General features: G+C 32.9%; 26 protein-coding genes, 1 pseudogene and 1 riboswitch. Of the genes and pseudogenes, 14 read left to right on the top strand and 13 right to left on the bottom strand.

Annotation, left to right across the window (positions count from 1 at the left end; all coding sequences use genetic code 11):
* Positions 1-134: 134 nt before the first annotated feature.
* Positions 135-872: a poly-gamma-glutamate hydrolase family protein gene (locus CD150_RS05995; protein WP_046207069.1), complete on the bottom strand. Its 738-nt coding sequence runs from the start codon at positions 870-872 to the stop codon at positions 135-137.
* A 392-nt stretch (positions 873-1264) separates the two neighbouring features.
* Between CD150_RS05995 and CD150_RS06000 the strand changes: the two genes are divergently transcribed.
* The 3 genes and pseudogenes from CD150_RS06000 (at position 1265) to merA (ending at position 3575) form a co-directional block, all read left to right on the top strand.
* Entirely contained in the window at positions 1265-1669 is a 405-nt protein-coding gene (locus CD150_RS06000) for an SRPBCC domain-containing protein (protein WP_064209637.1), read from the top strand.
* Positions 1670-1831: 162 nt separating this feature from the next.
* Complete coding sequence (gene hypR, locus CD150_RS06005) at positions 1832-2266, top strand: redox-sensitive transcriptional regulator HypR (protein WP_046207067.1); 435 nt, start codon at positions 1832-1834, stop codon at positions 2264-2266.
* Positions 2253-3575: pseudogene (gene merA / locus CD150_RS06010) on the top strand (hypothiocyanous acid reductase MerA). The gene hypR and the pseudogene merA overlap by 14 nt, the downstream one beginning before the upstream one ends.
* 92 nt (positions 3576-3667) lie before the next feature.
* Here merA and CD150_RS13370 read toward each other — a convergent pair.
* Positions 3668-3844, bottom strand: a complete 177-nt coding sequence (locus CD150_RS13370; protein WP_164987250.1) for a hypothetical protein — start codon at positions 3842-3844, stop codon at positions 3668-3670.
* A 212-nt stretch (positions 3845-4056) separates the two neighbouring features.
* Here CD150_RS13370 and CD150_RS13910 point away from each other — a divergent pair, with 212 nt between their 5' ends.
* Positions 4057-4290 carry a hypothetical protein gene (locus CD150_RS13910; protein WP_311201885.1) on the top strand — a complete coding sequence of 78 codons (234 nt, stop codon included), beginning with the start codon at positions 4057-4059 and terminating at the stop codon, positions 4288-4290.
* A 227-nt stretch (positions 4291-4517) separates the two neighbouring features.
* Here the strand turns inward: CD150_RS13910 and CD150_RS06020 are convergent, their stop codons facing one another.
* Entirely contained in the window at positions 4518-4742 is a 225-nt protein-coding gene (locus CD150_RS06020; protein WP_019469882.1) for a hypothetical protein, read from the bottom strand.
* Positions 4743-5000: 258 nt separating this feature from the next.
* A riboswitch (guanidine-I (ykkC/yxkD leader) is annotated at positions 5001-5098 on the top strand.
* A 53-nt stretch (positions 5099-5151) separates the two neighbouring features.
* Here CD150_RS06020 and CD150_RS06025 point away from each other — a divergent pair.
* From CD150_RS06025 to CD150_RS06035, 3 genes are all read left to right on the top strand, one after another.
* Positions 5152-5478: a DMT family transporter gene (locus CD150_RS06025; RefSeq protein ID WP_073345168.1), complete on the top strand. Its 327-nt coding sequence runs from the start codon at positions 5152-5154 to the stop codon at positions 5476-5478.
* Positions 5478-5792: a DMT family transporter gene (locus tag CD150_RS06030; protein WP_073345164.1), complete on the top strand. Its 315-nt coding sequence runs from the start codon at positions 5478-5480 to the stop codon at positions 5790-5792. Before CD150_RS06025 ends, CD150_RS06030 begins: the two co-directional genes overlap by 1 nt.
* 189 nt (positions 5793-5981) lie before the next feature.
* Entirely contained in the window at positions 5982-6608 is a 627-nt protein-coding gene (locus CD150_RS06035) for a LysE family translocator (protein ID WP_046207063.1), read from the top strand.
* 103 nt (positions 6609-6711) lie between these two features.
* On the opposite strand, the gene CD150_RS06040 is transcribed toward CD150_RS06035, so the two are convergent.
* A complete protein-coding gene (locus CD150_RS06040; protein WP_064263540.1) occupies positions 6712-7077 on the bottom strand; it encodes a DUF4870 domain-containing protein in 366 nt (121 codons plus the stop codon).
* A 109-nt stretch (positions 7078-7186) separates the two neighbouring features.
* On the opposite strand from CD150_RS06040, the gene CD150_RS06045 reads away from it, so the two are divergent.
* A complete protein-coding gene (locus CD150_RS06045; RefSeq protein ID WP_046207061.1) occupies positions 7187-7765 on the top strand; it encodes a histidine phosphatase family protein in 579 nt (192 codons plus the stop codon).
* A gap of 54 nt (positions 7766-7819) precedes the next feature.
* On the opposite strand, the gene CD150_RS06050 is transcribed toward CD150_RS06045, so the two are convergent.
* From CD150_RS06050 to CD150_RS06075, 6 genes are all read right to left on the bottom strand, one after another.
* A complete protein-coding gene (locus CD150_RS06050) occupies positions 7820-8035 on the bottom strand; it encodes a hypothetical protein (protein WP_046207060.1) in 216 nt (71 codons plus the stop codon).
* A 325-nt stretch (positions 8036-8360) separates the two neighbouring features.
* Entirely contained in the window at positions 8361-8981 is a 621-nt protein-coding gene (locus CD150_RS06055; protein WP_064209632.1) for an NDxxF motif lipoprotein, read from the bottom strand.
* Between the two features lie 267 nt (positions 8982-9248).
* Positions 9249-10772 carry an alkyl hydroperoxide reductase subunit F gene (ahpF, locus tag CD150_RS06060; protein ID WP_046207058.1) on the bottom strand — a complete coding sequence of 508 codons (1524 nt, stop codon included), beginning with the start codon at positions 10770-10772 and terminating at the stop codon, positions 9249-9251.
* Positions 10773-10788: 16 nt separating this feature from the next.
* Positions 10789-11358, bottom strand: coding sequence for an alkyl hydroperoxide reductase subunit C (gene ahpC, locus CD150_RS06065; RefSeq protein WP_046207057.1), 570 nt, complete (start codon positions 11356-11358; stop codon positions 10789-10791).
* A gap of 700 nt (positions 11359-12058) precedes the next feature.
* Positions 12059-12409, bottom strand: coding sequence for a helix-turn-helix domain-containing protein (locus CD150_RS06070; RefSeq protein WP_046207056.1), 351 nt, complete (start codon positions 12407-12409; stop codon positions 12059-12061).
* 299 nt (positions 12410-12708) lie between these two features.
* Positions 12709-14700, bottom strand: a complete 1992-nt coding sequence (locus tag CD150_RS06075) for a catalase (protein WP_073345160.1) — start codon at positions 14698-14700, stop codon at positions 12709-12711.
* A 386-nt stretch (positions 14701-15086) separates the two neighbouring features.
* Between CD150_RS06075 and nfsA the strand changes: the two genes are divergently transcribed.
* The 6 genes from nfsA to CD150_RS13695 all read left to right on the top strand — a co-directional run bounded on the left by nfsA (position 15087) and on the right by CD150_RS13695 (position 19915).
* Complete coding sequence (gene nfsA / locus CD150_RS06080) at positions 15087-15842, top strand: oxygen-insensitive NADPH nitroreductase (protein ID WP_103161432.1); 756 nt, start codon at positions 15087-15089, stop codon at positions 15840-15842.
* Between the two features lie 75 nt (positions 15843-15917).
* Positions 15918-16484 (top strand): hypothetical protein, encoded by a 567-nt coding sequence (locus CD150_RS06085; RefSeq protein ID WP_103161434.1) that lies wholly within the window; start codon positions 15918-15920, stop codon positions 16482-16484.
* Positions 16485-17017: 533 nt separating this feature from the next.
* Complete coding sequence (locus tag CD150_RS06090; protein ID WP_046207053.1) at positions 17018-18052, top strand: PTS sugar transporter subunit IIC; 1035 nt, start codon at positions 17018-17020, stop codon at positions 18050-18052.
* 12 nt (positions 18053-18064) lie between these two features.
* Positions 18065-18742, top strand: a complete 678-nt coding sequence (gene sdaAB / locus CD150_RS06095; RefSeq protein ID WP_073345155.1) for an L-serine ammonia-lyase, iron-sulfur-dependent subunit beta — start codon at positions 18065-18067, stop codon at positions 18740-18742.
* 12 nt (positions 18743-18754) lie between these two features.
* The gene (sdaAA, locus tag CD150_RS06100; RefSeq protein ID WP_046207051.1) at positions 18755-19645 is read left to right on the top strand and encodes an L-serine ammonia-lyase, iron-sulfur-dependent, subunit alpha; all 891 of its coding nucleotides are present in this window, start codon (positions 18755-18757) and stop codon (positions 19643-19645) included.
* 90 nt (positions 19646-19735) lie between these two features.
* Positions 19736-19915 (top strand): hypothetical protein, encoded by a 180-nt coding sequence (locus tag CD150_RS13695; RefSeq protein ID WP_071562246.1) that lies wholly within the window; start codon positions 19736-19738, stop codon positions 19913-19915.
* Positions 19916-20046: 131 nt separating this feature from the next.
* Here CD150_RS13695 and CD150_RS06110 read toward each other — a convergent pair whose 3' ends face one another.
* The 3 genes from CD150_RS06110 to CD150_RS06120 all read right to left on the bottom strand — a co-directional run bounded on the left by CD150_RS06110 (position 20047) and on the right by CD150_RS06120 (position 23765).
* Complete coding sequence (locus CD150_RS06110) at positions 20047-21429, bottom strand: L-cystine transporter (protein WP_046207050.1); 1383 nt, start codon at positions 21427-21429, stop codon at positions 20047-20049.
* Positions 21430-21949: 520 nt separating this feature from the next.
* Positions 21950-22978: a hypothetical protein gene (locus CD150_RS06115; protein WP_073345151.1), complete on the bottom strand. Its 1029-nt coding sequence runs from the start codon at positions 22976-22978 to the stop codon at positions 21950-21952.
* 121 nt (positions 22979-23099) lie between these two features.
* Positions 23100-23765: a hypothetical protein gene (locus CD150_RS06120; protein WP_073345147.1), complete on the bottom strand. Its 666-nt coding sequence runs from the start codon at positions 23763-23765 to the stop codon at positions 23100-23102.
* Between the last annotated feature and the right edge of the window lie 189 nt (positions 23766-23954).

Raw genomic sequence — 23954 nt, forward strand, 5'->3', positions numbered from 1 at the left:
ACATTAAATACATATATAATGGTTTGTTTAATAGTCTCATTTTTAAAGTCCCTCGCATTTTAATAATGAGTATTTTATACTCATTATTAAAAAAAGCAAGTCAATTGATATAAGTAAACTGAAAAAAGTAATTTTTAAGTTTGTGAACGAATGCCTTTAGTGACGGCTTCAGCGAAATCATAAATTGAATTTCGGTATTTATTCGTGTTTTCTCTCGTCTTTCTGTTTAAATTGTCTTTTTTGAAAAATGATTTTCTAATAGATGTAGATATCTCCAGTTGAACTCCGGAACCTGAGTCATTTTCATTGATGAAATTTTTAGAAGAACGGCCATTAATATTATTTGGACTTTTTTCTACATTAAACCCTTCTTTTTCTAATTCTTTTTTTATGGATTGCGCCATTTTTTTATCCTGGCCCCCGATATAAACGATATCTTTATCACCTTGAAATCCGTGTATTGAGATAGATTCTTGAGAACGATTAGTCATTTCTTTCAATTTAGGATCGTCAAAATTGGTAGATGTAATATGCAATTGTTTGTTACTTGATTTTAGTAAGCCTTCAAAGCTATATAAATTAAAGTCTCCTTTTTTAGAAATGATTTTAGCTAATTCGGAGGTGCCCGGTTCTATACCGCCACCATGTATCGCAGTAATAAGTATATCTTTATTATTTGTTTTTTTAACATTTCTTTGCCAATCACGCTGTTTCACTGTATCTGATTTTAATTGAGCGAAATTTTGATATTTATCTTGATTGGGTGACTGGTTATTGTTCCATATGTATGTAAAATATAGACTAACTAGTATGATGCCAACAATAACAAGCATGACTAAATAATATACGTAAGTGCTTAGAATATTTTTCATCGTTAACTCCTGATCAAAAGTATTTACTGACTAGTAAAGTATAACAAATTTATTAATGCTGCATAGATTATATGTTATTTACAATTATGTTAATAACATTGTAATGAAATTTACATATTAGGGTATGAAAGATATAGAGTGAATTATTAAATTGAAAATGAAATAGTTTGGATATTTTAGAAAAAGTAATAACGACGGCATGGAGAATAAAACATGTACTGACCGAGCATTTATGATAACCATGTTTATGAATTTATGATCAACGCTAACATGTGCGGTTAGTCTTTCCTGTTCGGTCAATCACGCTGAATGCCTTAATAAGACATAGTGATGTGTTTGTATGATTGAATGATTACAAAATATTTAATTTTAGAAGAAAGGTTGTGAATTTTTTGGACATAGTAACTAAAATGCAAGTCAATGTATCTAGTGATCAAGTGTTTGAAGCTTTTGTCAATCCAGATTATATAGGAGGATTTTGGTTTTCTTCAAGTTCTGAACGTTGGGAAGAGGGTAAAACAATTACCTTACGATATGAAGAGTATCATGCTGAAATCGATATTTTAATAGAAGATATGGTTGAAAATGAAATGATTCAATTTAAGTGGGGCGATAATCATGTAACAATCCAATTCGATGGTGATGATAATCATACAATAGTAACTACTACAGAAAAAGATATAGAAGAAAATGATGTAGCACGCTTATTAGGCCAAAAAGAAGGCTGGGTATATATGCTTAGTTGTCTGAAATCATATTTAGAATATGGCAATAAAATAAGAGGTGCATTATTGTAACTATCCAACTAGGATTGAAAGCATGGCAATGTTTAACTTTGATTACGCTTTCAATCCTTTTTATATATTTTTCAAATACCAAAACAAAAATTTTGCACGATATGGTTTAATATGTTTAAATGTAACTATAAAAGTTTCAATTAAAGATAAAAGGTGATTTCTTTGAATTTAGAATTCAATATAGCAGTACATTTACTGACTTTTTTGCTAAAACATGATGATGAGCGTTTTAGCAGCAATGAATTAGCGGAACGTATCTGTATTAATCCGGCTCAATTACGCAGGGTAACTCGTAAGTTAAATCAACATCATTATTTAGCTACTTCTAGAGGTAAATTTGGAGGGTATCAGGCTAATGATATGACAGCAAATGTTAACTTGTCTGAACTATTTGTGATGTTTAAAGAAGATCGCTCAGAAGGACGTTTATTTACTGGAGATGCTGGTAGTGACTGTGAAGTTTCAAGAGAAATTGGCAACACGATGTTTAAGTTTCATCAAAAAGAAGAAGAGCTATTAATTAATTATTATCAAAATGTAACGATTAAAGACGTTTTAAATGAAACGATTAAGGAGGATTATTATGAAAAAGTATGATTTATTGATAATTGGATTTGGTAAAGGTGGTAAAACTTTAGCAAAATTTGCGTCTGGCCAAGGAAAAAGTGTAGCTGTAGTTGAAAAATCGCAAAAGATGTATGGTGGTACATGTATTAATATAGGTTGTATTCCTTCAAAAACACTTGTGCATGAAGGTTTAGCACACGGTTCATTTGAACAAGCTTTTTCTAGAAAATCCGATGTAGTAAATGCACTAAACAGTAAGAATTATCATAATTTAGCAGATGATAATAATATCAACGTATTAGATTTTACTGCAGCATTTAAGTCTAATAATGAAGTAGAATTATTAGATGAAAATGGTGAAGTACAAGAAACACTTACTGCAGAAGATATCGTGATTAATACAGGTGCACAACCAATCATTCCATCCATCGAAGGTGTAGAAACATCAAAGCATTTATATGATTCTACTGGCATTATGGAATTGGCAACACAACCTCAACGTTTAGTTATTGTGGGTGGAGGCTATATAGCATTAGAATTTGCCTCTATGTTTGCGAACTTTGATACACAAGTAACTGTTTTAGAGAAACATGATGATATCATGCCTAAAGAAGATAAAGATATTGTTGCAGAAGTTAAAAAAGATCTTGAAAATAAAGGTGTTAATCTTGTATTAAATGCGGATACAGAGCGTTTTGAAGATAATGCATCTGGTACAACAGTACACACAACACAAGGAAGCTATGAAGCGGATGCGGTATTGTTAGCTACTGGTCGTAAACCAAATACAGACTTAGGTTTAGAAAATACAGATGTTGAAATTGGTGAACGTGGAGAAATCAAGGTAAATTAAAACTTACAAACCAACGTGCCAAATATTTATGCATTAGGTGATGTTAAAGGTGGCATGCAATTCACGTATATTTCATTAGATGACTTCAGAATTGTAAAAGATCAATTGTTTGGTAATGGCAAACGTACTACCGAAAATCGCGGTGCTGTGCCATACACTGTGTTTATTGATCCACCATTATCACATGTAGGTTTAACAGCAGAAGAAGCAAAAGCACAAGGTTATCAAATTTTAGAAAATGCAGTACCTGTAAACACAATTCCGCGTCATAAAATAAACAATGATACAAGAGGTTTGTTTAAAGCAGTCGTTAATAAAGAAACAAGTGAAATATTAGGTGCTACTTTATATGGCTTACAATCTGAGGAAATTATTAATTTAGTAAAATTAGCAATTGACCAACATTTATCTTATGAAGTATTAAAAGAAAATATTTATACACATCCTACAATGGTTGAATCATTTAATGATTTATTCAATATGTAAAGCAAATATTTTTAATAAATATTAAAAAGTTTCTAATCAAAAAGAGCAGGGTTAAGTAATCTAGTGTAACTGGATTACGACCCTGCGCTTTTTTATATAATTGATTTAATAATTTGACCTATGAGTCCGAAAATACCGATGATTAAACAGACCACACCAAAGCTAACTAAACTTTGTTTTTTGCCGACACCTTCTTTTTTAGGTGTACGATTATTTATGATGAGCAACACAATACCAACGATAATGAGTAATATTGAAACAATCCACATTTTGCGTCCCTCCTTACTTGTATCGATAAAATAATAACGTCTTTACTATCTCTTTACCCTGTTAACTGCTTATATTAACGCCTTCTTTGCACATCATATGTGTGATGTGACATTAACAGATGAGTTAAATATATTATAAATGATTATGTAATGTAAGGGTATAGTAAGTTATAAAATAGATTGATCCACATAAATGATGTGGGGTGATAGAGATGAAAATAGATGATACTTATGTATTTGACTCAAATGATTTAGAAGATTTTATAACAATATATCACTCGAATGGTTGGATGGGGCATAATAAGGAAAAGATTAAGACAATTTTTAATGCTAGCACACATATCGTGGTGGCAAAGCATAATGGTAGTGCTATAGGATTAGCTAGAGCCTTATCAGACGGTGTATTTAACGCAGCTATTTATGATGTTATCGTGGATCAGTCCTAACAAAATCACGGTATAGGTTATGACCTTGTATGTAGAATGATTAAACAATTGGGGCAGGTGTCTTGCGTGCATTTAATTTCAACGCATGGCGTTGAAGGGTTATATCAAAAATTAGGTTTTCGGAAATTAAAAACAGGTATGGCCATATATGCAAATCAAAAATTAAAAGGTGAGTATACTGATTAATGTCTATCAGCTATACTCACCTTTTTGGTCGAGAATCTAGATTATAAAATATTGTGACTCACATCCTCATGTGAATAATTTTTCAATAGAGAACAACCCAGTGGATGATGACCATTGTCAACGTAATGGTTGATTTCTTCAAGTACATCTAAAATTTCATACTCAGGTGTATTTACATCAAACGTATATTTGAATACTTGCTTCTTGTCAGATAATACAGTTGCAACGAGTTCATTATTTTGCATTTTGTAATTTAATAATTTCATAATAATCCCTCACTTTTATTAATCGTTTTAGTCCGTTATCAAAATACTCAATTGAGAATAAGTTTCATTGACGACGCCATTACATTATAATTATTATAATGTAATCCTTATTATACATTAAAATACATAAAATGTAGAGAGTTTTGACTTAAAAATTAATTTAAAACGCTTTCTTTATAAGAATTAATATAATTTATTATAAACTGAATCATCTTAACTTGAAGTTCGAAGTGTAATTTGATACGATTTCAGTAATTGAATAAACCTTTCTAGGGTTCCACAACGATGGTGTTGGTTCGGTCCGAGAGAAAGGCACATATTAATATGTGACACGGAAGGATAAAAGCCTGGGAGATAGTATAGATGACTATCTCTCAGGCTTTTTTTAATCTTAAAGGAGGATTTTGTTATGAATTGGTTAAAAATTGTGATTGCAGCACTCTTTGAAGTGGGATGGGTTATTGGCTTAACTCATGCTTCATCAGTATTTGAGTGGATATTGACAGTCATTGCTATATTTTTAAGTTTTTACTTACTTATAGATGCTTCAAAAGTATTACCGGTAGGGACATCTTATGCAGTCTTTGTAGGACTTGGTACAACTGGCGTTACACTAGCTGATTTTATATTCTTTGATCAACCATTTAACCCAGGGAAAATCATTTTAATAACGACATTGTTGCTTGGTGTAATTAGTTTGAAATTAGTGACGACAAATGAAGGGGGGCATTCATAATGGTTTGGATTTTACTGATTTGTGCAGGTATATTTGAAATGCTTGGTATTACATTTTTGAATGCTTATGTGCATAGTCGCAAATATAAATCGCTTGGTTGGATGATAACTTTCTTTGCAATTAGTTTTTTAACATTATCTATTGCTATGAAACAGTTGCCTATGAGCACTGCATATGCTGTATGGACTGGCATTGGTGCTGTTGGCGGAGCAGTTTTAGGTATGCTTTTTTACAAAGAGTCAACGGATATTAAACGAATTATTTGTATTCTAGTTATATTGGGTAGCACTATTGGTTTGAAATTATTAAGTTAAAATTAACTGAGTTATACCACATAAATTATTTTTCCATTTCACGGCTTTCAATGATTGACCATTGACCAAATTTTGGATTTCGTTCATATATTATTTGAACATCACCATAACAGAATCATAAAAGATTTGTTTCGCGTGTTGCGATACCGTGTGCATCTTGATAACATAATTAAGGTGGAGGTGCAGAAAATGGAAGGATTAGCCGCATTTATAACAATTACTTTAATGATTATTATCGTCCCAGGACCTGATTTTTTCGTCGTGATGAAAAATTCAATCACTTCTGGTAAAGGTAATGGTGCAATGGCAGCATTGGGTATAACGACAGGCCATGTTGTTTATTCTCTACTAGCGGTCTTTGGTATTATTTTTATTTTGGCAAATATGTATTACGTGTTTTTAGTGATTAAAATACTGGGTGCTTGTTACCTTATATATTTAGGTATCAAAAGTATTATTAGCGCACGACAAAGTATGAATTTTTCAATCACACAAATGAAAGCACAACAAATCAGCTATTTAAGTTCATATAGGCAAGGTTTCTTTAGTACCATTTTAAATCCAAAAGCATTACTCTATTACATAAGTATCTTACCGCAATTTTTAAGTGCGGGCGAAGGCGTTACCACACAAATAGCGGTGTTATCCGCGATTGTAACGACAGTTATTTTATTATGGTTTATTTTCTGTGTATATATTTTTCAATACATTAAATTACTTTTTGCAAACAGAAAGATTAAAGCTATTTTTGACTATACGGTAGGTGCAGTGTTAATTGGTCTGTCGCTTAATTTATTATTTAGCAAAAGTAGTTAATCTAGATTTAACAAAAAAGCAGCTTGAGGAAACAATATTTTCCCAATCTGTTTTTTTAGTGTGTTTTTGTGTCTATCGAATATTCAAAAGTAAATGATTTATCTTAGGGGTTAAAATAAGCACTTTCAGAAATTAATACTTTGACGCCACGATAAATATTTTTAATTGTATACCAAATCGTGAATAAGATTAAAATAATTCCTAAAATTATCATTATGACCATAATTGTATGATGTTGTTGATTGACGATCATGCCACCTAAACTTGCAACGATAATAATAAATATCGGTCCTAAATATGTGATGACATGATAGAATAGAGATTTAGCAGCATGCGTGGATGCTGGTTTATCAGCAAAAATCCAAATGATGATAGGTAATATGATTGGAGCAAAAAATATGCTGAAATAACTTACAGAAGCTAAGACACGTCCACCTTGCGTATCTGAATTTAAAGGTTGTTCATTCATTTTTATCACCTCACATTTAAAGTAACAAAAATAAATATTTTATTATAGAAGTTATACTTCATCTAACAAAAATGTTACCTTATTTAAAAATACAAAGGAGTACAAACATATGAAACTATACTTAATTCGCCATGGTGAATCAAAATCCAATTACGATAAAAAAGAAGGAAATCACTATTTTTGTGGCCAATTAGACGTTCCATTAACTGAAAAAGGCGCTCGAGACGCGCAATTATTACAACATCATTTTAATCAAGTCAAAATTGATCATATTTATTTGTCTGATTTAACAAGAACGAGACAAACATATAATGCAATTTTTGATAAAGATATTCCAGCTAGTGTAACGACATTACTGAGAGAACGTTCTTTAGGTCAGTTTGAGGGTGAAAAAGTGAGTGAAATTGAACAAAATGCTCAATTTGAAACTTATTTTAATGGCGGTCCAAACAGTTCATTTAGGCACAGCTTTACTCAAAAAGCACCAGAAGGAGAAAGTTATGAAGATGTTTTAAAACGTGTAGAAACTTTCTTTAAACAAGAGCTAGATACATCTTTAGATACAGTTGTAATCATTGCTCATCAAGTTGTAATTAGATGTTGTTTCGTATACTTAGGTTATGAAAATAAAGCATCTGTGATAGATAAGCAAATTGATAATTGTGTACCTTATGAAATTGAGCTTTAGCTTTGATAAAATGACGTATTAAAAAACCTGAACTGTTTATTTGCTCAGTTCAGGTTAATATCTTTTTGCTGCTGTTAAGCTATCGTGAAATCCTTGGAATATAGTGTTGATATTGTCTAAGAAACTACCAACAATAACTGCGAGTATGACGTAAGTAATGCTTAAAGCAATAGATTTATATGAAATTACGCCATAAGTTTCTTTTTTCTCAAAGAGATTAAAAGCTATGAAGACAGCAGCCATGGCACCTAGTAAAATCGTAATTACCATAGTGCAACCTCCCTATAAAGTTTTCGGCTGTGCTCCTACGTTTACTGTGTTCAATCTTATAACATAGGATAACAAATACATCTCCGAGAAAAAAAGTCATTTTATATTAAAAAACCTTACAATCATGTAAGGTTTTTTACAAATATAAGTCAAGATGATTCATTTAACTTTAAGTAAGCGCTTAAAAGGCTTTATAATGCTGGGAATTGGTATTGTCATCATTTTGTAATGCATAGCACTTCATTTGGTATCAATGAAAATGAATTTGATAGTTATTCAAAGAATGTTCACAAATTCAAGTAGTTGAATAACCATGAATGATACATTATTTATCTATTGCATCACTTTTAATACCTTTATCTTTAAGGAACTTTTTGATTTTTTCTTGTTGTTTACCGTTTACATTTCCTGCATGTTCTGCTGATACATCTACAACGTTTAGCGTGTTTTGCGGTTGATAATTTACTTCTTCGATTTGTTTATCAGCATCTTTAATCGTGGTGTTTAACGCAGTGAAATAGTTAATGATTCGATCCACGTCATCTTTATAACCTTTAGGCAGATGATTGTCCTTGACAAAGTTTTTAAATCGCACATCGTTTTTAATCGCATTGTGTGATAAATCAGATAATCTTTTGGCTTGTGCGTCTGTGATTTTAGTATCCGTACCGGTTTGCTTATCTAATTTATACTGTATTAAATATTTATTGTCGAGAATATCTGCATTAACATCTAGATATTTTTTTATCGCTTTGTTCATTTCATCTTCACTTATATTTTCGCCTTTTTTATGAGAAGCAAAGATATTACTTTCTGTAACTTTTTTGACATTTGAAGGGGCATGTCTTTCACTGTGTTGTTTATCATCATTTGAATCTTCATTAGCACATGCTGTGAGTATGACAGTTAGCATGAGAACGAATGTTATAAGTATACTTTTTTTCATAAAACGTATTGCTCCTTTAAAAATAGTCCAATTTATATTTATTGATGTGCTTTTGAAATTATAACCTAAGACTATCATTTCAAGCTATTGATTGATATAGATGTCGTAAAGTTAAACGCACAATCTTTTGAACAAAGTTTGAAACTTTGAGCGAAAACGTTTCATATTGTGTGACCATATACGACTGCTTTTCCTTAGAAATGAAAACAACAAAAAAGGAGAACCAAATTTGGTTCTCCTTGATCATCTATTTGAATAGGGAAGTGATTAGTGTCGAATGATATAATCAAATGCATTTAATGCAGCATTTGCACCAGCGCCCATTGAAATAATGATTTGTTTATTACGATCGTCTGTAACATCGCCTGCAGCAAATATACCTGGGATACTTGTAGCGTTTGTACGATCAATGATTATTTCATTTGCTTGGTTTAACTCAACATAGTTATCTAACCATTCTGTATTTGGAAGTAATCCGATTTGTACGAATATACCTTCCAATTCTATAGTGTGGTCTTCACCAGTTGATTTGTCTTGATATTTAAGACCCGTCACTGAAGCTTCACCTAAAACTTCAGTTGTTTGTGCGTTCTTGATAATTGTAACGTTTGGTAAAGAGCTTAAACGTTCTTGTAATACGTCGTCTGCTTTAAGGGTAGCGTTACGCTCAAGTAGTGTAACATGTTCTACAATACCTGCTAAGTCTATTGCAGCTTCTACACCTGAGTTACCGCCACCAACAACAGCAACGTTTTTATTTTCAAATAGAGGTCCGTCACAGTGCGGGCAGAATGCCACCCCTTTATTGATAAGGGCTTCTTCACCAGGTACTTCTAGCTTACGCCAACGTGCACCTGTAGCAATAATCACGGTTTTACTTTGTAATTTAGCGTCATTATCTAAAGTGACAATAATACCATTGTCTGTTTTTTCAATATCACTTGCTCTGACACCTGTCATGGTATCTACATTATATTGCTTTACATGATCTTCAAGTGCAGAGGAGAACTTAGGACCATCCGTTTCTTTAACTGTAATAAAGTTTTCAATTGTTGCAGTATCGTTGACTTGACCACCAATGCGATCTGCAACAATACCAGTGCGTAATCCTTTACGTGCAGTATAGATAGCGGCACTACCACTTGCGGGTCCACCACCAACGATTAACACGTCGTAAGGATCTTTATCATTGAATTCTGAAGGGTCTGCTTTACTACCTAGTTCAGATAATATATCTTGTACAGTCATGCGTCCATTGCCAAATTCTTCACCATCTAAATAGATAGCTGGCACTGCCATAATATCTTCAGATTCCTCTCTGAAAATAGCACCGTCAATCATTGTATGAGTGATATTTGGATTTAATAAACTCATTAAGTTCAATGCTTGAACGACATCCGGGCATTTTTGACACGTTAAACTGATATAAGTCTCAAAATTGAGTGGGCGATCTAAAGCTTTAATTTGATCTATGACAGATTGCTCTTCTTTAGGTGCGCGACCACTGACTTGTAATAAAGCTAATACAAGTGAATTAAATTCGTGACCCATAGGTAAACCAGCAAATGTAATCCCTGTGTCTGCGTCAGGTTTATCTACTGTAAAGCTTGGTGTACGTTTTAGGTCTTTCTCTTCAATTGTGATATGAGATGATGCTGCTGCAACTTCGTCTAGCAACTCTTTTAGTTCTTTCGATTTATCATCTGAACCAAGACTTGCGCGTAGTACAACATCACCTTCCATTAATTGAAGTAATTGTTGTAATTGTGATTTTAGCTGATCATTAAGCATTCAAATCAATGCCTCCTTAGATTTTACCTACTAAGTCAAGACCAGGTTGTAATGTTTCTGAACCTTCTTCCCATTTAGCTGGGCAAACTTCACCTGGGTGTTGACGTACATATTGTGCTGCTTTAATTTTGTGTACTAATGTACTTGCATCACGGCCAATACCGTCCGCATTAATTTCAGCTGCTTGAACAACACCATCAGGATCAACGATAAATGTACCACGTTGAGCTAGGCCAACCTCTTCATCTAATACGTCAAAATTACGAGTGATTGTTTGTGAAGGATCGCCAATCATTGTATATTGAATTTTATTAATTGCTTCAGAATGATCATGCCAAGCTTTGTGTACAAAGTGTGTATCCGTTGAAACTGAATATACGTTTACACCTAATTCTTGTAATTTATCATACTGATTTTGTAAATCTTCTAATTCAGTAGGGCATACGAATGAGAAGTCTGCTGGGTAGAAGCAAACTACACTCCAAGAACCTTTTAAGTTTTCATCAGAAACTTCGAAAAACTCATCTTTCTTTGGATCATAAGCATTAGCTGTAAATGGTAAAATTTCCTTGTTGATTAAAGACATGTAAAACATCCTCCTATTTAATAACTTAGTGTTAATTTAAATATTATTAATCAGATTATCATAATTTCTTAATTATAATAATTCTAATCTTTCAATTACTATTATTGCATGTAGCTATTGTTTCGTCAACATTAGTACCTTTAAAGCACAATTGATTTAAATCGTGCTCGCTATTTGTGTTAGAAGACAATAAAACTAGTTAAGCTACATAAGAAAATGAAAGCATATACATTATTTGTATTTTCTTTCACACTATATAAATAGCCTTCCTATTCTCAACTAAACATAAGAATTGAGAAGGAAGGCATTGAAAGTTTGATATGATAGGCTTATAAAAAATTATCACAAATTTGTGAACTTATTTACCGCTTTTGGAACTTGTAATGATAAGTAAATATTAAAGAAAGTATATTGATTTATTGGAAAACATTATCACCGCATTTTGATATTTACTAAATTGTTCCATGTTAACAATAGGTGTATGGGTGTATATGAAATGATTGAATCACATAAAGAGATTATTTTAGGTTGTGGAATTTAGGAGAATTTAAAAAGTGAATTGTTTATGCTACTCAAAACTTAAGAATAGAAGCATAACAAATAATTTATTAGCTACATTTCTATTCCTAAGTTTTTAAAATAGCTTATGAGTTGTTCATTGAAAAAAGTGAAATAATCATATTAATGAACAATATTATAATCAAACAAACGACTGTACCATCCACCAAATAATAAACGCTACAGGGAAGAATAACCACCAAAAGTTAGATAGAAATTCCCAAACATTCATAGGACGATCTTTCTGATTAGAAACTGGTTGTTGATAGGTTTCAATAATTGTCTTTTTTAATGCTTTATCTCCTTTAATGAGTTCATCTAATGAGACGTCGAATAGGTCGCTCATTTTTATTAACATATCAATACTAGGATAGACTTTGTTCAGTTCCCATTTTGAAATACTTTGACGTGAAATATTTAATATTTCAGCAAGTTCGTCTTGAGACCAATTTTTGAGTTCGCGTTGTTCTTTGATACGTGGTCCAATTTCCATAGTTATCACTCCTTTTATTTGAAATTAACGGTATCACCATGTAATGTCACGCACTTAATCGTTTCCTCGTGTGCAACTCGAGGTTGCAAACACCTATTTGAAGGTGTTTTTGAAATAAATATAGCATGAAATCAGATCAATTTGATGTAAATTGAATCTTTAAATGTTTAGTAAGTATTTACCCATATTCACATAAAAAAGACGAGATAGAAATTAAATTACAATGAAAAATTTCTATCTCGTCTGCTTGTATCATTAAATATATCGTTGTAGGGATATATTATTTTAATTTTATATGCTTATCTGTCCCAATATCTTGCGCGTTCAAATGCTTGAATAATCGTTTGAGCATCATCTGAAATATATACACCGGGTGCGTTCAAGTCTAGTTTTGCATTTGATAATTTTTCTGATGCGGCTTGATTAACAACTAGCGGTTTGTTGTGTTTGTATGTGAGTTCTGCAAATGCCTCTGCATCCGGTGATAATTCTGCACCATCTGAAATTACAAACACACTATCAAATAATGTAGGGTGTGCAGTATCATACGTTTCAGTTATGCCGAAATCTTTAGTGATATCTTTAGGTTGTTTGCCTACAAAAGCATAGTTGAGTTTGTTGTCGGCAAATGTTTTGGCATATGCTTTTAATGTTTCCTCATTTATCTCACCGTTCACAAGTACTGCTACAGAATGTCCAGGTAATGGTATATCGAATTTTTCCATTGTTAACTTACTATCTTTGGCATCAGTTTGTACTTCTTCATTTTCTTCTGGCACTTCAACACCTACGTTTGCTGCGACGCGCTCTGCCAATGCGCGATCAACTTTGTTTAGTTGATTCACTGCATTTTGTTTAACCATAGCTGATTTACATTTACCAATTTCAAATGAAAATCCATCTACGGTATGGTCGAACTCAGGCTTTGTTAAACTATTCAAATAAAGTTTAGCTTGGCTGTAATAATCTTTAAAGCTTTCACTACGTTTTTGTATTTTACGTCCTTCAACTTTTTCTTGATAATGTTCGTAGCCGCCTTCTTCTTTAGGTGTTGTGTGGGGATCGTTGTTGTTTAATGCATTGTTGTGATATGCCGTTTGTCCTTTATGGACATTCATTTGATGCATAGCATCTCTTTGGTTATTGTGTACTTCATTAACTGGTCGATTAATTGGTATTTGATTAAAGTTTGGTCCACCTAATCTTGATATTTGAGTATCCGTATATGAGAATAAACGACCTTGTAATAGAGGATCGTTAGAGAAATCAATGCCAGGCACGATATGACCAGGATGGAACGCTGCTTGTTCCGTTTCATCAAAAACATTAGATACGTTTTGATTTAACGTCATTTTACCAACAATTTCAACTGGAACTTCATCTTCTGGCCATATTTTTGTTGGATCTAAAATGTCAAAATCAAAATCAAATTCTTGTTCTGGTCGAATCACTTGAAGGCCTAATTCCCACTCAGGGTAGTCTCCTTTTTCAATTGCTTCATATAAATCTTTGCGATGGAAGTCAATATCTTTACCGGATAAGATTTGTGCCTCATCCCATACCAATGATTCTAAACCGTGAACTGGCTTCCAATGAAATTTTACGAAATAGGATTGACCATCACGATTAACCAAGCGGAAGGTATGGATGCCGAATCCTTCAATCTGTCTAAAGTTTTTAGGGATACCTCTGTCACTCATAGCCCAAACCGTTGTGTGCGTTGATTCTGGGTTTTGTGCGAAAAAGTCCCAGAATGTATCGTGAGCAGTCCCACCTTGAGGCATTTCATTGTGTGGTTCAGGTTTAACAGCGTGAATTAAATCTGGAAATTTAATAGCGTCCTGTATAAAGAAAACAGGTATATCGTTACCTACTAAATCAAAAATACCTTCATCTGTATAGAATTTTGTAGCAAAACCACGCACGTCTCTTACTGTATCTGGAGAACCTTTTGATCCTTGGACAGTTGAAAATCTGACAAACACTGGGGTAGTCTTTTCAGGATGTGTTAAAAAGTCTGCAGAAGTGTATTCAGATAAATCTTTGTAAACTTGAAATTCACCGTGAGCGCCAAAACCGCGAGCATGTACGATTCTTTCAGGAATTCGCTCGTGGTCAAAGTGCATAATTTTCTCTCTAAAATGGAAATCTTCTAATAAACTAGGACCACGTTCACCAACGGTTAATGTGTTTTCATCTTCACTTACTTTAACGCCATTATTCGTCGTCATTGCTTTATCGTCATTGTTTTTTTCTACATTTTTTAATTGTTCCTGTTTTTTGTTACTCAAATGAATTACCCCCTTATTATTATTGTTCCACATTTATGTTTTGGAAAACATTTCAATTTTGAATACTATTATTCATAAAACAGGAGATATTACAAAAGGAAAATATACTTGCGGTTATATAGCAATATATGAAAAAATTTAAGAAGTATTTTTGTGTCCATTTCTGACATATATAATGTGCCAAGATGATTTATTTAATTGAAGCACACAAGCATCACATTCGTGTTTTATTTTGTTTATATATTTTAGGAATATTCAACATTTAAATAGGATGATAACATTTAATAAGAGTGAAAAAAGGGTAAACAAATAACAAGCAATTCACTGTGAGCTTTGTTAACATTTAAATACTATAGACACATACACAAAAGAGGAGCGGATAATACATGTCTGATTATGTATACAACTTATTGAAAAAACACCATTCAGTCAGAAACTTTAAGCAAGAGCCTATTCCAGAGGAGCATATTAAAAAATTAATTGAAGCGGGTCAAAGCGCTTCAACGTCAAGCTATTTACAGGCTTATTCAATTATTGGTATAGATGATCCTGAAGTTAAAGAAGACTTGAAAGAAGTGTCAGGTCAACCTTATGTAGTAGAAAACGGTTATTTATTTGTCTTTGTTATGGATTATTACAGACATGCAATCGTTAATGAAAATACTAAAAAAGATATGGCAATATCATTTGAATCAGCAGAAGGTTTGTTGGTCGGTACGATAGATGCGACATTAGTTGCACAAAATATTGCTGCTGCAGCTGAGGACATGGGTTATGGCATGGTTTATTTAGGGTCATTGAGAAACGATGTTGAACGTGTGCGTGAAATTTTAGACTTACCTAAGCATACTTTCCCATTATTTGGTATGGCATTAGGCTTACCAGCAGATGACGAAAATGGAGATCCTAAACCACGTTTACCACTTGAAAATATCTTCCATCACAATAAATATGACAGTGATAAAGAAACGCAACGTAAAACATTAGCAGATTACGATGAAACTGTAAGTAAATATTATGAATCCCGTACAAATGGCGAACGTACTGAAACGTGGTCAGAACAAATTTCTAATTTTATGAGTGCTAAGCAGAGACTAGATATGTTAGAACAATTGAATAAATCAGGTTTTATTAAAAAGTAAATCACTGACAACTTCTGCTGCGTGTCATTTATGATGAAAAGGTCATATCATAGAAAGGGGTTGGTTATGTTGAGCATGTTTGACAAATTTTTTGGTAAGAAAACGTATGGAAATCATAAAGCTAAAGAGCAATATATTTATTCTTCTAGCAGTAAACTAACCCCTCAAGAAGCTCAAGCCTATTGGGTGAAATTGGCCCAAAAGTTAGTTGTTGGAGCTATTAATTCCGTTGATCACACAGCAGAACGTATATTTATTCTTATTTCATTTAACGAAAACGATTCTACGATAGATATATTCTTTCAAATGGATGGCCAGTTAAGAATGTGGAATGATTTAGATAATCAAACCCATAAAAGAACAATATCAAATAGTTTAATTTCACAAGCACCTAATCTCGTGAAGCATGTGAACTGCTTATATGATAGTGTTAATTTAACTCGGCTCGCATATTCACAGATTCAATATGAATTTGAAAGTAAGGCGTGGTATTTACATGATATTAGCGAAGATAGTGCTGAAGCGCATTTAGACAAAAATCCTGCATTTTTAAAATGGTTTGATGATGTTTCGAATACAATTGATAACATTCCGTTAGATAGTAAACAAAAAATTACTTGGGGTCCATTTAAACCAAGATAATAAATATTTAAAAGTGAGGATCAATTTTCTGTTAACAAAATAGAAGTAAAGACAGTCAGTGTTAAGGAAAACAATCAAAATGAAAAATTTAAAATTAAATCGACTGTTTCATTAAATTTAACTGTCCATATGTTAAGTACTTGTAAAATAAATACTTTGGTCTAAAAAAGAACCGTCAATTTCTATTGCAATAATAATAGAAATTGACGGTTTTTGTTTTATGTCATTTAGGAGTTCGTTACACAATGATAGTGCTTAGTTACGATATTAGTACCAATTCAGTCATTTGTTCAAATTATTGCAGCTATTGAACGGTTATTTTAGTGAAAACTTATTATCTTTCTCAAATTCATTAACTTAATATAACAAATGGATTATTATATTATATAAAATTCATTATTTTGTGAATTTATTCACAAATATTTCATAAAAGTCTGTTTTTTGCCATTGTAAGTGTTTTCACAAAGTTTTATGATGTGGTTGGAAATAAAAAATGATAGATATCAATGAAAAATAGAAAGAGGTTTGAGGAAATGGATATTATTTTAGGTGTAGGAACGCTACTCATTGTATTGTTAGCTATGACGTTATTTTTAAATTTTGCACCTTATGGTAAGAAAGGGCTACAAGCATTGTCGGGTGCTGCCTGTGCAACATTCTTACCACAAGCATTTTTAAGTTATGCCATTGGTGGCGTCTTTGACATTAAGTTTTTGCAGGAAATTGGTGACTTAGCCGGTAGTTTAAGTGGTGTAGCAGTCGGTTTTCTTACTTGTTTAAAATTAGGTGTCTCGCCAGTTTTTGCTGTAATCGTTGGTTTAGTACTTCACGATTTTAAATTATTACCCGCTTTTTTAGCTGCTTATTTGGTTTCATTTGCTATTAAATTTTTAGAAAAAAAAGTCCCAGAGGGCTTAGATTTAATAACTGTAATTTTATTTGCTCCTGCTGTTTCTTTCCTTCTTGCAAGTATTATGAGCCCAGGTGTTATCGCTTTATTAAAACAAATTGGTAGTGCCGTGACAGCTGTTGGTGACAACAATCCTTATGTATTAGCAATTATTTTAGGTCTTATTATTCCTGTTACAGGTATGACACCACTTAGTTCCATGGTATTAACAAGCTTATTAGGACTAACTGGTTTGCCTATGGCGATTGGTGCACTGACATGTACAGGTAGCTCATTTGTCAATTTCATTATGTTTAAACAATTAAAAATAGGTAACGCTTCCAAAGCTTTCGCTGTTGCAGTTGAACCATTAACCCAAATAGATATTATTGCGAAGTATCCTTTGCAACTCTATGGTACTAATGCACTTATTGGTGTTGTAAACGCATGTATCGTCACATTTAGTGGATTAGTAATCAATGTGACAGGTATGGCGACGCCAATTGCCGGTGCTATTGTATTGTTTGGATTTAATGACCCGATTAAATCTGTGATTACGATTATTACGGTATCAATTACTAGTATTTTATTAAGTCTAGTTATAGGAAAAATGATTAATAAATTTAATATGACTAGCTTGAATTTCAATCTACCTAGAATGAAAAAACAGACCAATTAAGGAGAGAGAAGAATGGCAAGAAAACAAGATTATCAAAGTGCTTTTGATGTTATTGGTCCTATTATGATGGGCCCATCTAGTTCTCACACTGCAGGTGCAGTGAAAATAGGCAATGCTGCGCGAACAGTATTACAGTCTGAACCTCAAAAGATTGTGATTCATTATTATGAATCATTTGCCTCCACGCACAAGGGTCACGGAACAGATTTAGCAATTATTGGTGGGTCAATGGGTTTCAGCACATTTGATGAGCGAATTAAAGACGCTATCACATTTGCGGAAGCACAAAATATTGATATAGAAATTATAGAAGAAACAAGTGCTAGCTTGGGTGAACATCCGAACTGTGCATTAATTAAATTAGATGGTAATGGAAGACATGTAGAAATTAATGGTATTTCAATTGGTGGAGGTACAATTAAAATTAAAAGTATCCACGTGGATGGGCTTTGTATCCTCATGCATCATGCATTGCCTATTTTGGTTGTAGATGGAGAAGCTAATATTTCTTTAATTAACCATTTGATTAATGACTTGATTGAGTATGAAGTAGATATTAATGAAGAAATTAAAACAATTAATAATGACAAATGTTTATTGGCATTACATCTAAATAAAGCTTTAGATATAGATAGTTTAAGTAAATTACGTGAGAAATATAAAGAATTAAATTTTTCATATATTTGTTAGAGGAGTGGCAATATGTATCATTCAATGCGAGAAATTATAGATTATGCAGTGGCACAGAACACAACATTTGCTGAAATGATGATTCATGAGGAGATGGAATTAAAAGGGATTTCAAGGGATGAAGTTCGTGCATTAATGAAACAAAATCTTGATGTTATGAGAGAAGCTTTAGAAAAAGGACTTTCTGGAGATGGTGTAAAAAGTGTGACAGGTTATACTGGACATGATGCAGTGAAACTAGATCGATATAATGAAGATTACCATGCTTTATCTGGACATGATATGGTAGAAGCTTTAAAAGGTGCAATATCGACAAATGAAGTGAATGCTGCGATGGGTATCATTTGTGCAACACCAACTGCTGGTTCATCAGGTACAATACCAGGCATATTATTCAAGTTAGAAAAAACACACGGTTTAACAGAAGCGCAGATGATTGATTTTTTATTTGCTGCAGCACTATGTGGCAAAATTATCGCAAACAATGCAAGTGTGGCAGGTGCTATTGGTGGATGTCAGGCAGAGGTGGGATCAGCCTCAGCAATTGCAGCAGCTGCAGCAGTTGAGATATTTGGTGGAACACCTGAAGAAAGTGGTCATGCGATGGCATTAGCTATCAGTAATTTATTAGGGTTAGTTTGTGACCCTGTGGCAGGGTTAGTTGAAATACCTTGTGTTATGCGTAATGCTATTGGTTCAGGCAATGGTTTAATCTCAGCTGATTTAGCGTTAGCTGGAATAAAAAGTAGAATTCCAGTAGACGAAGTGATAGAGGCGATGGATAGAGTAGGACGTAACTTGCCGGCATCGTTGAGAGAAACTGGACTGGGAGGTCTAGCTGGAACGCCAACTGGAGAAGCAATAAAGAAAAAAATATTTGGACAAACAAGTGTTGAATCTTAAAAAGTAAAGATATATCCATTGAAGGTATTGAAAAATTAAATTGAAAAAATACATGTTTCCCACTAAACTAAATTAAAAGAGGTGGGAGACATGTTACTGAAGTTAGGGATTATTTTTATTGTGTTTGTTATAAATAGTATCGTGACGTATTACTTAACTACGAACGGTACATGGGTCAACCTATTGTTGAAATCATTATCGCTAAGTTTGATTATTGTCTTTATTTATAATTACGTAAAACTGATGATAACAATAAAACGACAAAAATAGTAATATGATTAAAATTGAATTGATAATATAGTAAAAGTATAGAAATGAAAAAAGGTTGGAACGACTAGCGTTCCAACCTTTAATTATATTTATAAAAAGTGTCTAAAGTTCATAGTGTGTGATGTCTTTTATTATGAACTTGTGATTTCCCCGTATTCTTTCGAATGATAAGTGTCAGTATCTAAGTTGTTTGTCAATTTAGCTGTACCTGTACCAGCAAGCATAGAGTCGTTAACGTTTAATGCAGTACGACCCATATCGATAAGTGGTTCTACTGAAATCAGTACACCCGCCAATGCAACAGGTAAATTTAATGTAGATAATACAATGATAGATGCGAATGTTGCGCCACCACCGACACCTGCTACACCAAATGAACTAATGACAACAATGCCTATGACAGATAAGATAAATTGTAAATTAACTTCGACACCAGCTGCCGGCGCTACCATGATTGCTAACATTGCTGGATAAATGCCGGCACAGCCGTTTTGACCAATAGAAAGACCAAATGAAGCTGAGAAGTTTGCAATACCATCTGGCACACCTAAACGATTTTTTTGAGTTTGAACATTGAGTGGTAAAGCACCAGCACTTGAACGAGAAGTAAATGCAAATAGCAATACTTCAGACGTTTTCTTAACAAATGTAACAGGGTTCAGTCCCATACCAGTTACAATGAGTAAGTGAATGATATACATTACAATTAATGCCGCGTAAGATGCGATTACAAATTTTCCTAATGTCCATATTGCACCAAAATCACTTGTAGCGATTGTATTCGCCATGATAGCTAAAATACCGTATGGAGTTAGACGTAATACAAACGTTACAATTGCCATTACGATATTATAAACGGCATCAATACCACGTTTAAGTAAGTGACCACTTTCAGGTTGTTTACGCATTACACGTAAGAAGGCAAAGCCAACAAACGCAGCGAAGATCACTACAGCAATCGTTGATGTTGTACGCTGACCAGTGAAATCTAAGAATGGGTTACTTGGTAATAATTCTAAGATTTGTTGTGGTAGCGTGTTAGCTGTCATATCCTTAGCTTGACTTGCGATTTCACTACCTCTTGAGCTTTCGGCACTACCTAAATCAATCGTAGATGCGTCTAAGCCAAAGACAAGTGCTGAGATAATACCGATAATTGCCGCAATTGCTACAGTCCCAATTAAGAAAATGAAGATATAGATGCCAATTTTAGCAAATTTTTCTCCAATATTAATTTTAGTAAATGCGGAAACGATTGAAATAAATATTAAAGGTATAACAATCATTTGTAAGAATGAAATATAGCCATCTCCAACTATACTAAACCAATCTGTGGTTTGTTTAGTGACCTTTGAATCCACACCGTAAATTAAATGAATAGCAATTCCAAAGACAATCCCGATGCCTAAAGCTGTAAAGACACGTTTAGGAAACGAAACATGTCTTCTTGCCATTACATATAATCCGATAAGGAAGGCCGCAAAAATAATGATGTTTAAAATTGTTAATAACATAAAAACAAGACCTACACTTTCTTTTATTTAATTTATTTTGTTAAATCCGATACGCATACTAAGGATAGTAGCAAAACGAATAATATTCAAGTCAATTACTCAAAAAAATTATAAAATTTATATGACTTTATTTTTGAAGCAGAATCGGAAGGGCTATAAATCTAGGCAGAATATGGTGTCAAGGCGTTTGTGGCTAAATTAGATAGAAATTCAATCAGGATGAAATTAAGGAAAATTTTTGATTTAGAAACTAAATGATCCATTAAAAGAAGATAATGAAGTAAACACAATTTTTGATTTAGAAAGCTGGTAGATATTTTAATACGAATTTCGATTCGAGTAATATTATAGTTCAAAGCGACCTTAGTAAAATTAAAATAGCGCTGTAATTTTTGAATAATAGCTATATCACAAACTGTGAAATTTTATGCAAAACAAAAAACGTCAATTTCTATATGATTTCAATAGAAATTGACGTTTTTTTAACCAAAGACTTTTTGGCTTTGGTATCATCTTTAACTTATAAATTAAAGAGGCGTGCGAAAAATCCTTTACGTTCTTCTTTGCGCTCTTCTTTAGCAAGTGGTGAAGCGTATGACGTTGTTTCTTGAGACGTGTTTGCTTGTTGTGCGTCTGACTCATTTGTAGTAGACGATGCTGATGCGGTTTCTTTGTTATGATCTGTTTGTTGTTCAGCTTCAGAAGTTTCTTTATGTGTATCTTGTTCAATTTGGTCATCTGTTTTATCGGCTGAATTTACTTCAGCAGCTTGCTTTTTAGTTTCTGAATTTGCTGTTTGTGTCGAAGGTTGTTCGCTAATTTGTGTGATTTCTTCATCGGCAGTTTGTGTTGTTACATTTTCAGAAACTGTATTTGTATGAGCATCTGTTGTGTCAGTCGCTTTTTCAGGTGTTGCTTTCGTATTTGCTTGCTCAGTTGTATTTTCAGTGAATGCATTCGCTTCATTATTAATTGAACTTTGATTTGTATCCACGCGTTCAGATTCGACATTAGACTTCACAAGTTCTGTTTGTTCTTTTTGGGAATCCTGAATGACACTTTGTGTAGATTTAATTTCATCTGTAGATGATTGAATTGCTTTCAGTGATTCTGTATTTTCTTCTAGTTTAGATGTAATTTGATCTTGCATTTTATGCAATTCTTGCTGTTGTTGGTGCACTTGATTAATCATTTGTCCGAGCATTTGGCGTTCGTCACGCATATTTTGAATTTCGTTACGTAAATCTTCTACGAGTAAAGACACATTTTGATCTGAAGGTAGGTTGTTGTCATCCTCTTTGACTAATACCTGTAGAAAATCTTTTTCCTTTTCAAGTTCTTCGAAGGCTAAATCATAGCTATTTGTCTGCTTCACTTTTTCAGCAATATCTTGGAAGAGTTCAATATCCTCTTCTTGGAAATCTGTGGCTTCGCGGCCACGGTATTCGGTTTTACTAAGTTGATAACCACGTTCTTCTAAATGTTGAACGATTTTACGGACTTGCTTTTCACTTAGTTCAACACGTTGTGCAAATTCTTTAGTTAACATAGAAATGAGTCCTTTCATAAGTGATTTTATGTATACGGACGTTTGTCTTCGGTTAGTGAAACGTCAGTCTTACCTCTATGTTAGTCTAAACTGTTTTAACAGTGATTTCAAGTGGTGTACACTATGATTTACGTAAATCCATTTCTTCTAATAATGGGTAAATAATACTTCTAGAAATTCTGTTCGCAAATACATACTTTAATATATAGTTTGATTTAATACTTGGCCCATATATGTCTTTTGTCAGTTCTATATTAGATTTGATAAACAAATCTTTAGGTAATCCTTCTGAATATCCGTCTAAATTTGGGGCTAGATAATCTAAATCATATTGTCTTTCAAAACCATGGCTAAATAAAAACTCGCGTCTGTTACTGAGCACTTGTTGCTCATCTTCTGAAACAAGTTCTGGTTCTTTAGGTACCTCTAGCATAATAAAGTTCACATCGTGTTCATGCAATTGATTGGATAAATAATTAATTTCCTTTTCTATACGTGTCAAAGTACTTGTAATTAAATCATCGTGATCCGGTTGGTCATTTGCAATTAAATAGATTAAAAATGCAGAATTTGTCGTCGCTTCATAGTGTGCAGTTGCTAAGCTAACAACTTTATCTGACTGTAAGCCTACTAAAAAGATATAGTCATCTTTGGTATGTTCATTTTTTAAAGATTGTTTAAATATTTGTTCATCTTCAGATAAATCAATGTCGAATTGTCCATCATATAGTTTTAATGCTGCTTTAAATAATGGATCATCAATTGATTTGATAGTCTTAAAATCCATGAATAGATGCCCCCCCAATAATAATGCGTTTATTATAACATAGTAAATAAATGGAAATCAGTGGAAATAATTTATAAAAATATTCTATGGGTCATTTATAAAAGGAATAAAATAGGAGCGAGACAGAAACCACAAAATACAAAGTGATTTCCTGCGTTCGCTCCTTATAAAGGTAGTCTATAATGTTAA

It is taken from the genome of Staphylococcus ureilyticus (assembly GCF_002902235.1).
Lineage (GTDB): Bacteria > Bacillota > Bacilli > Staphylococcales > Staphylococcaceae > Staphylococcus > Staphylococcus ureilyticus.

Coding starts and splice junctions, on each gene's coding strand:
- CD150_RS13910 (WP_311201885.1), top strand. CDS start 4,057: ATGAAAATAGATGATACTTATGTATTTGACTCAAATGATTTAGAAGAT.
- CD150_RS06045 (WP_046207061.1), top strand. CDS start 7,187: ATGAAACTATACTTAATTCGCCATGGTGAATCAAAATCCAATTACGAT.
- CD150_RS06085 (WP_103161434.1), top strand. CDS start 15,918: ATGTTTGACAAATTTTTTGGTAAGAAAACGTATGGAAATCATAAAGCT.
- CD150_RS06090 (WP_046207053.1), top strand. CDS start 17,018: ATGGATATTATTTTAGGTGTAGGAACGCTACTCATTGTATTGTTAGCT.
- CD150_RS06120 (WP_073345147.1), bottom strand. CDS start 23,765: ATGGATTTTAAGACTATCAAATCAATTGATGATCCATTATTTAAAGCA.
- CD150_RS06025 (WP_073345168.1), top strand. CDS start 5,152: ATGAATTGGTTAAAAATTGTGATTGCAGCACTCTTTGAAGTGGGATGG.
- nfsA (WP_103161432.1), top strand. CDS start 15,087: ATGTCTGATTATGTATACAACTTATTGAAAAAACACCATTCAGTCAGA.
- CD150_RS06030 (WP_073345164.1), top strand. CDS start 5,478: ATGGTTTGGATTTTACTGATTTGTGCAGGTATATTTGAAATGCTTGGT.
- CD150_RS06115 (WP_073345151.1), bottom strand. CDS start 22,978: ATGTTAACTAAAGAATTTGCACAACGTGTTGAACTAAGTGAAAAGCAA.
- CD150_RS06040 (WP_064263540.1), bottom strand. CDS start 7,077: ATGAATGAACAACCTTTAAATTCAGATACGCAAGGTGGACGTGTCTTA.
- sdaAB (WP_073345155.1), top strand. CDS start 18,065: ATGGCAAGAAAACAAGATTATCAAAGTGCTTTTGATGTTATTGGTCCT.
- CD150_RS06020 (WP_019469882.1), bottom strand. CDS start 4,742: ATGAAATTATTAAATTACAAAATGCAAAATAATGAACTCGTTGCAACT.
- CD150_RS06035 (WP_046207063.1), top strand. CDS start 5,982: ATGGAAGGATTAGCCGCATTTATAACAATTACTTTAATGATTATTATC.
- CD150_RS13370 (WP_164987250.1), bottom strand. CDS start 3,844: ATGTGGATTGTTTCAATATTACTCATTATCGTTGGTATTGTGTTGCTC.
- ahpC (WP_046207057.1), bottom strand. CDS start 11,358: ATGTCTTTAATCAACAAGGAAATTTTACCATTTACAGCTAATGCTTAT.
- CD150_RS06055 (WP_064209632.1), bottom strand. CDS start 8,981: ATGAAAAAAAGTATACTTATAACATTCGTTCTCATGCTAACTGTCATA.
- ahpF (WP_046207058.1), bottom strand. CDS start 10,772: ATGCTTAATGATCAGCTAAAATCACAATTACAACAATTACTTCAATTA.
- sdaAA (WP_046207051.1), top strand. CDS start 18,755: ATGTATCATTCAATGCGAGAAATTATAGATTATGCAGTGGCACAGAAC.
- CD150_RS06070 (WP_046207056.1), bottom strand. CDS start 12,409: ATGGAAATTGGACCACGTATCAAAGAACAACGCGAACTCAAAAATTGG.
- CD150_RS13695 (WP_071562246.1), top strand. CDS start 19,736: ATGTTACTGAAGTTAGGGATTATTTTTATTGTGTTTGTTATAAATAGT.
- CD150_RS06110 (WP_046207050.1), bottom strand. CDS start 21,429: ATGTTATTAACAATTTTAAACATCATTATTTTTGCGGCCTTCCTTATC.
- CD150_RS05995 (WP_046207069.1), bottom strand. CDS start 872: ATGAAAAATATTCTAAGCACTTACGTATATTATTTAGTCATGCTTGTT.
- CD150_RS06050 (WP_046207060.1), bottom strand. CDS start 8,035: ATGGTAATTACGATTTTACTAGGTGCCATGGCTGCTGTCTTCATAGCT.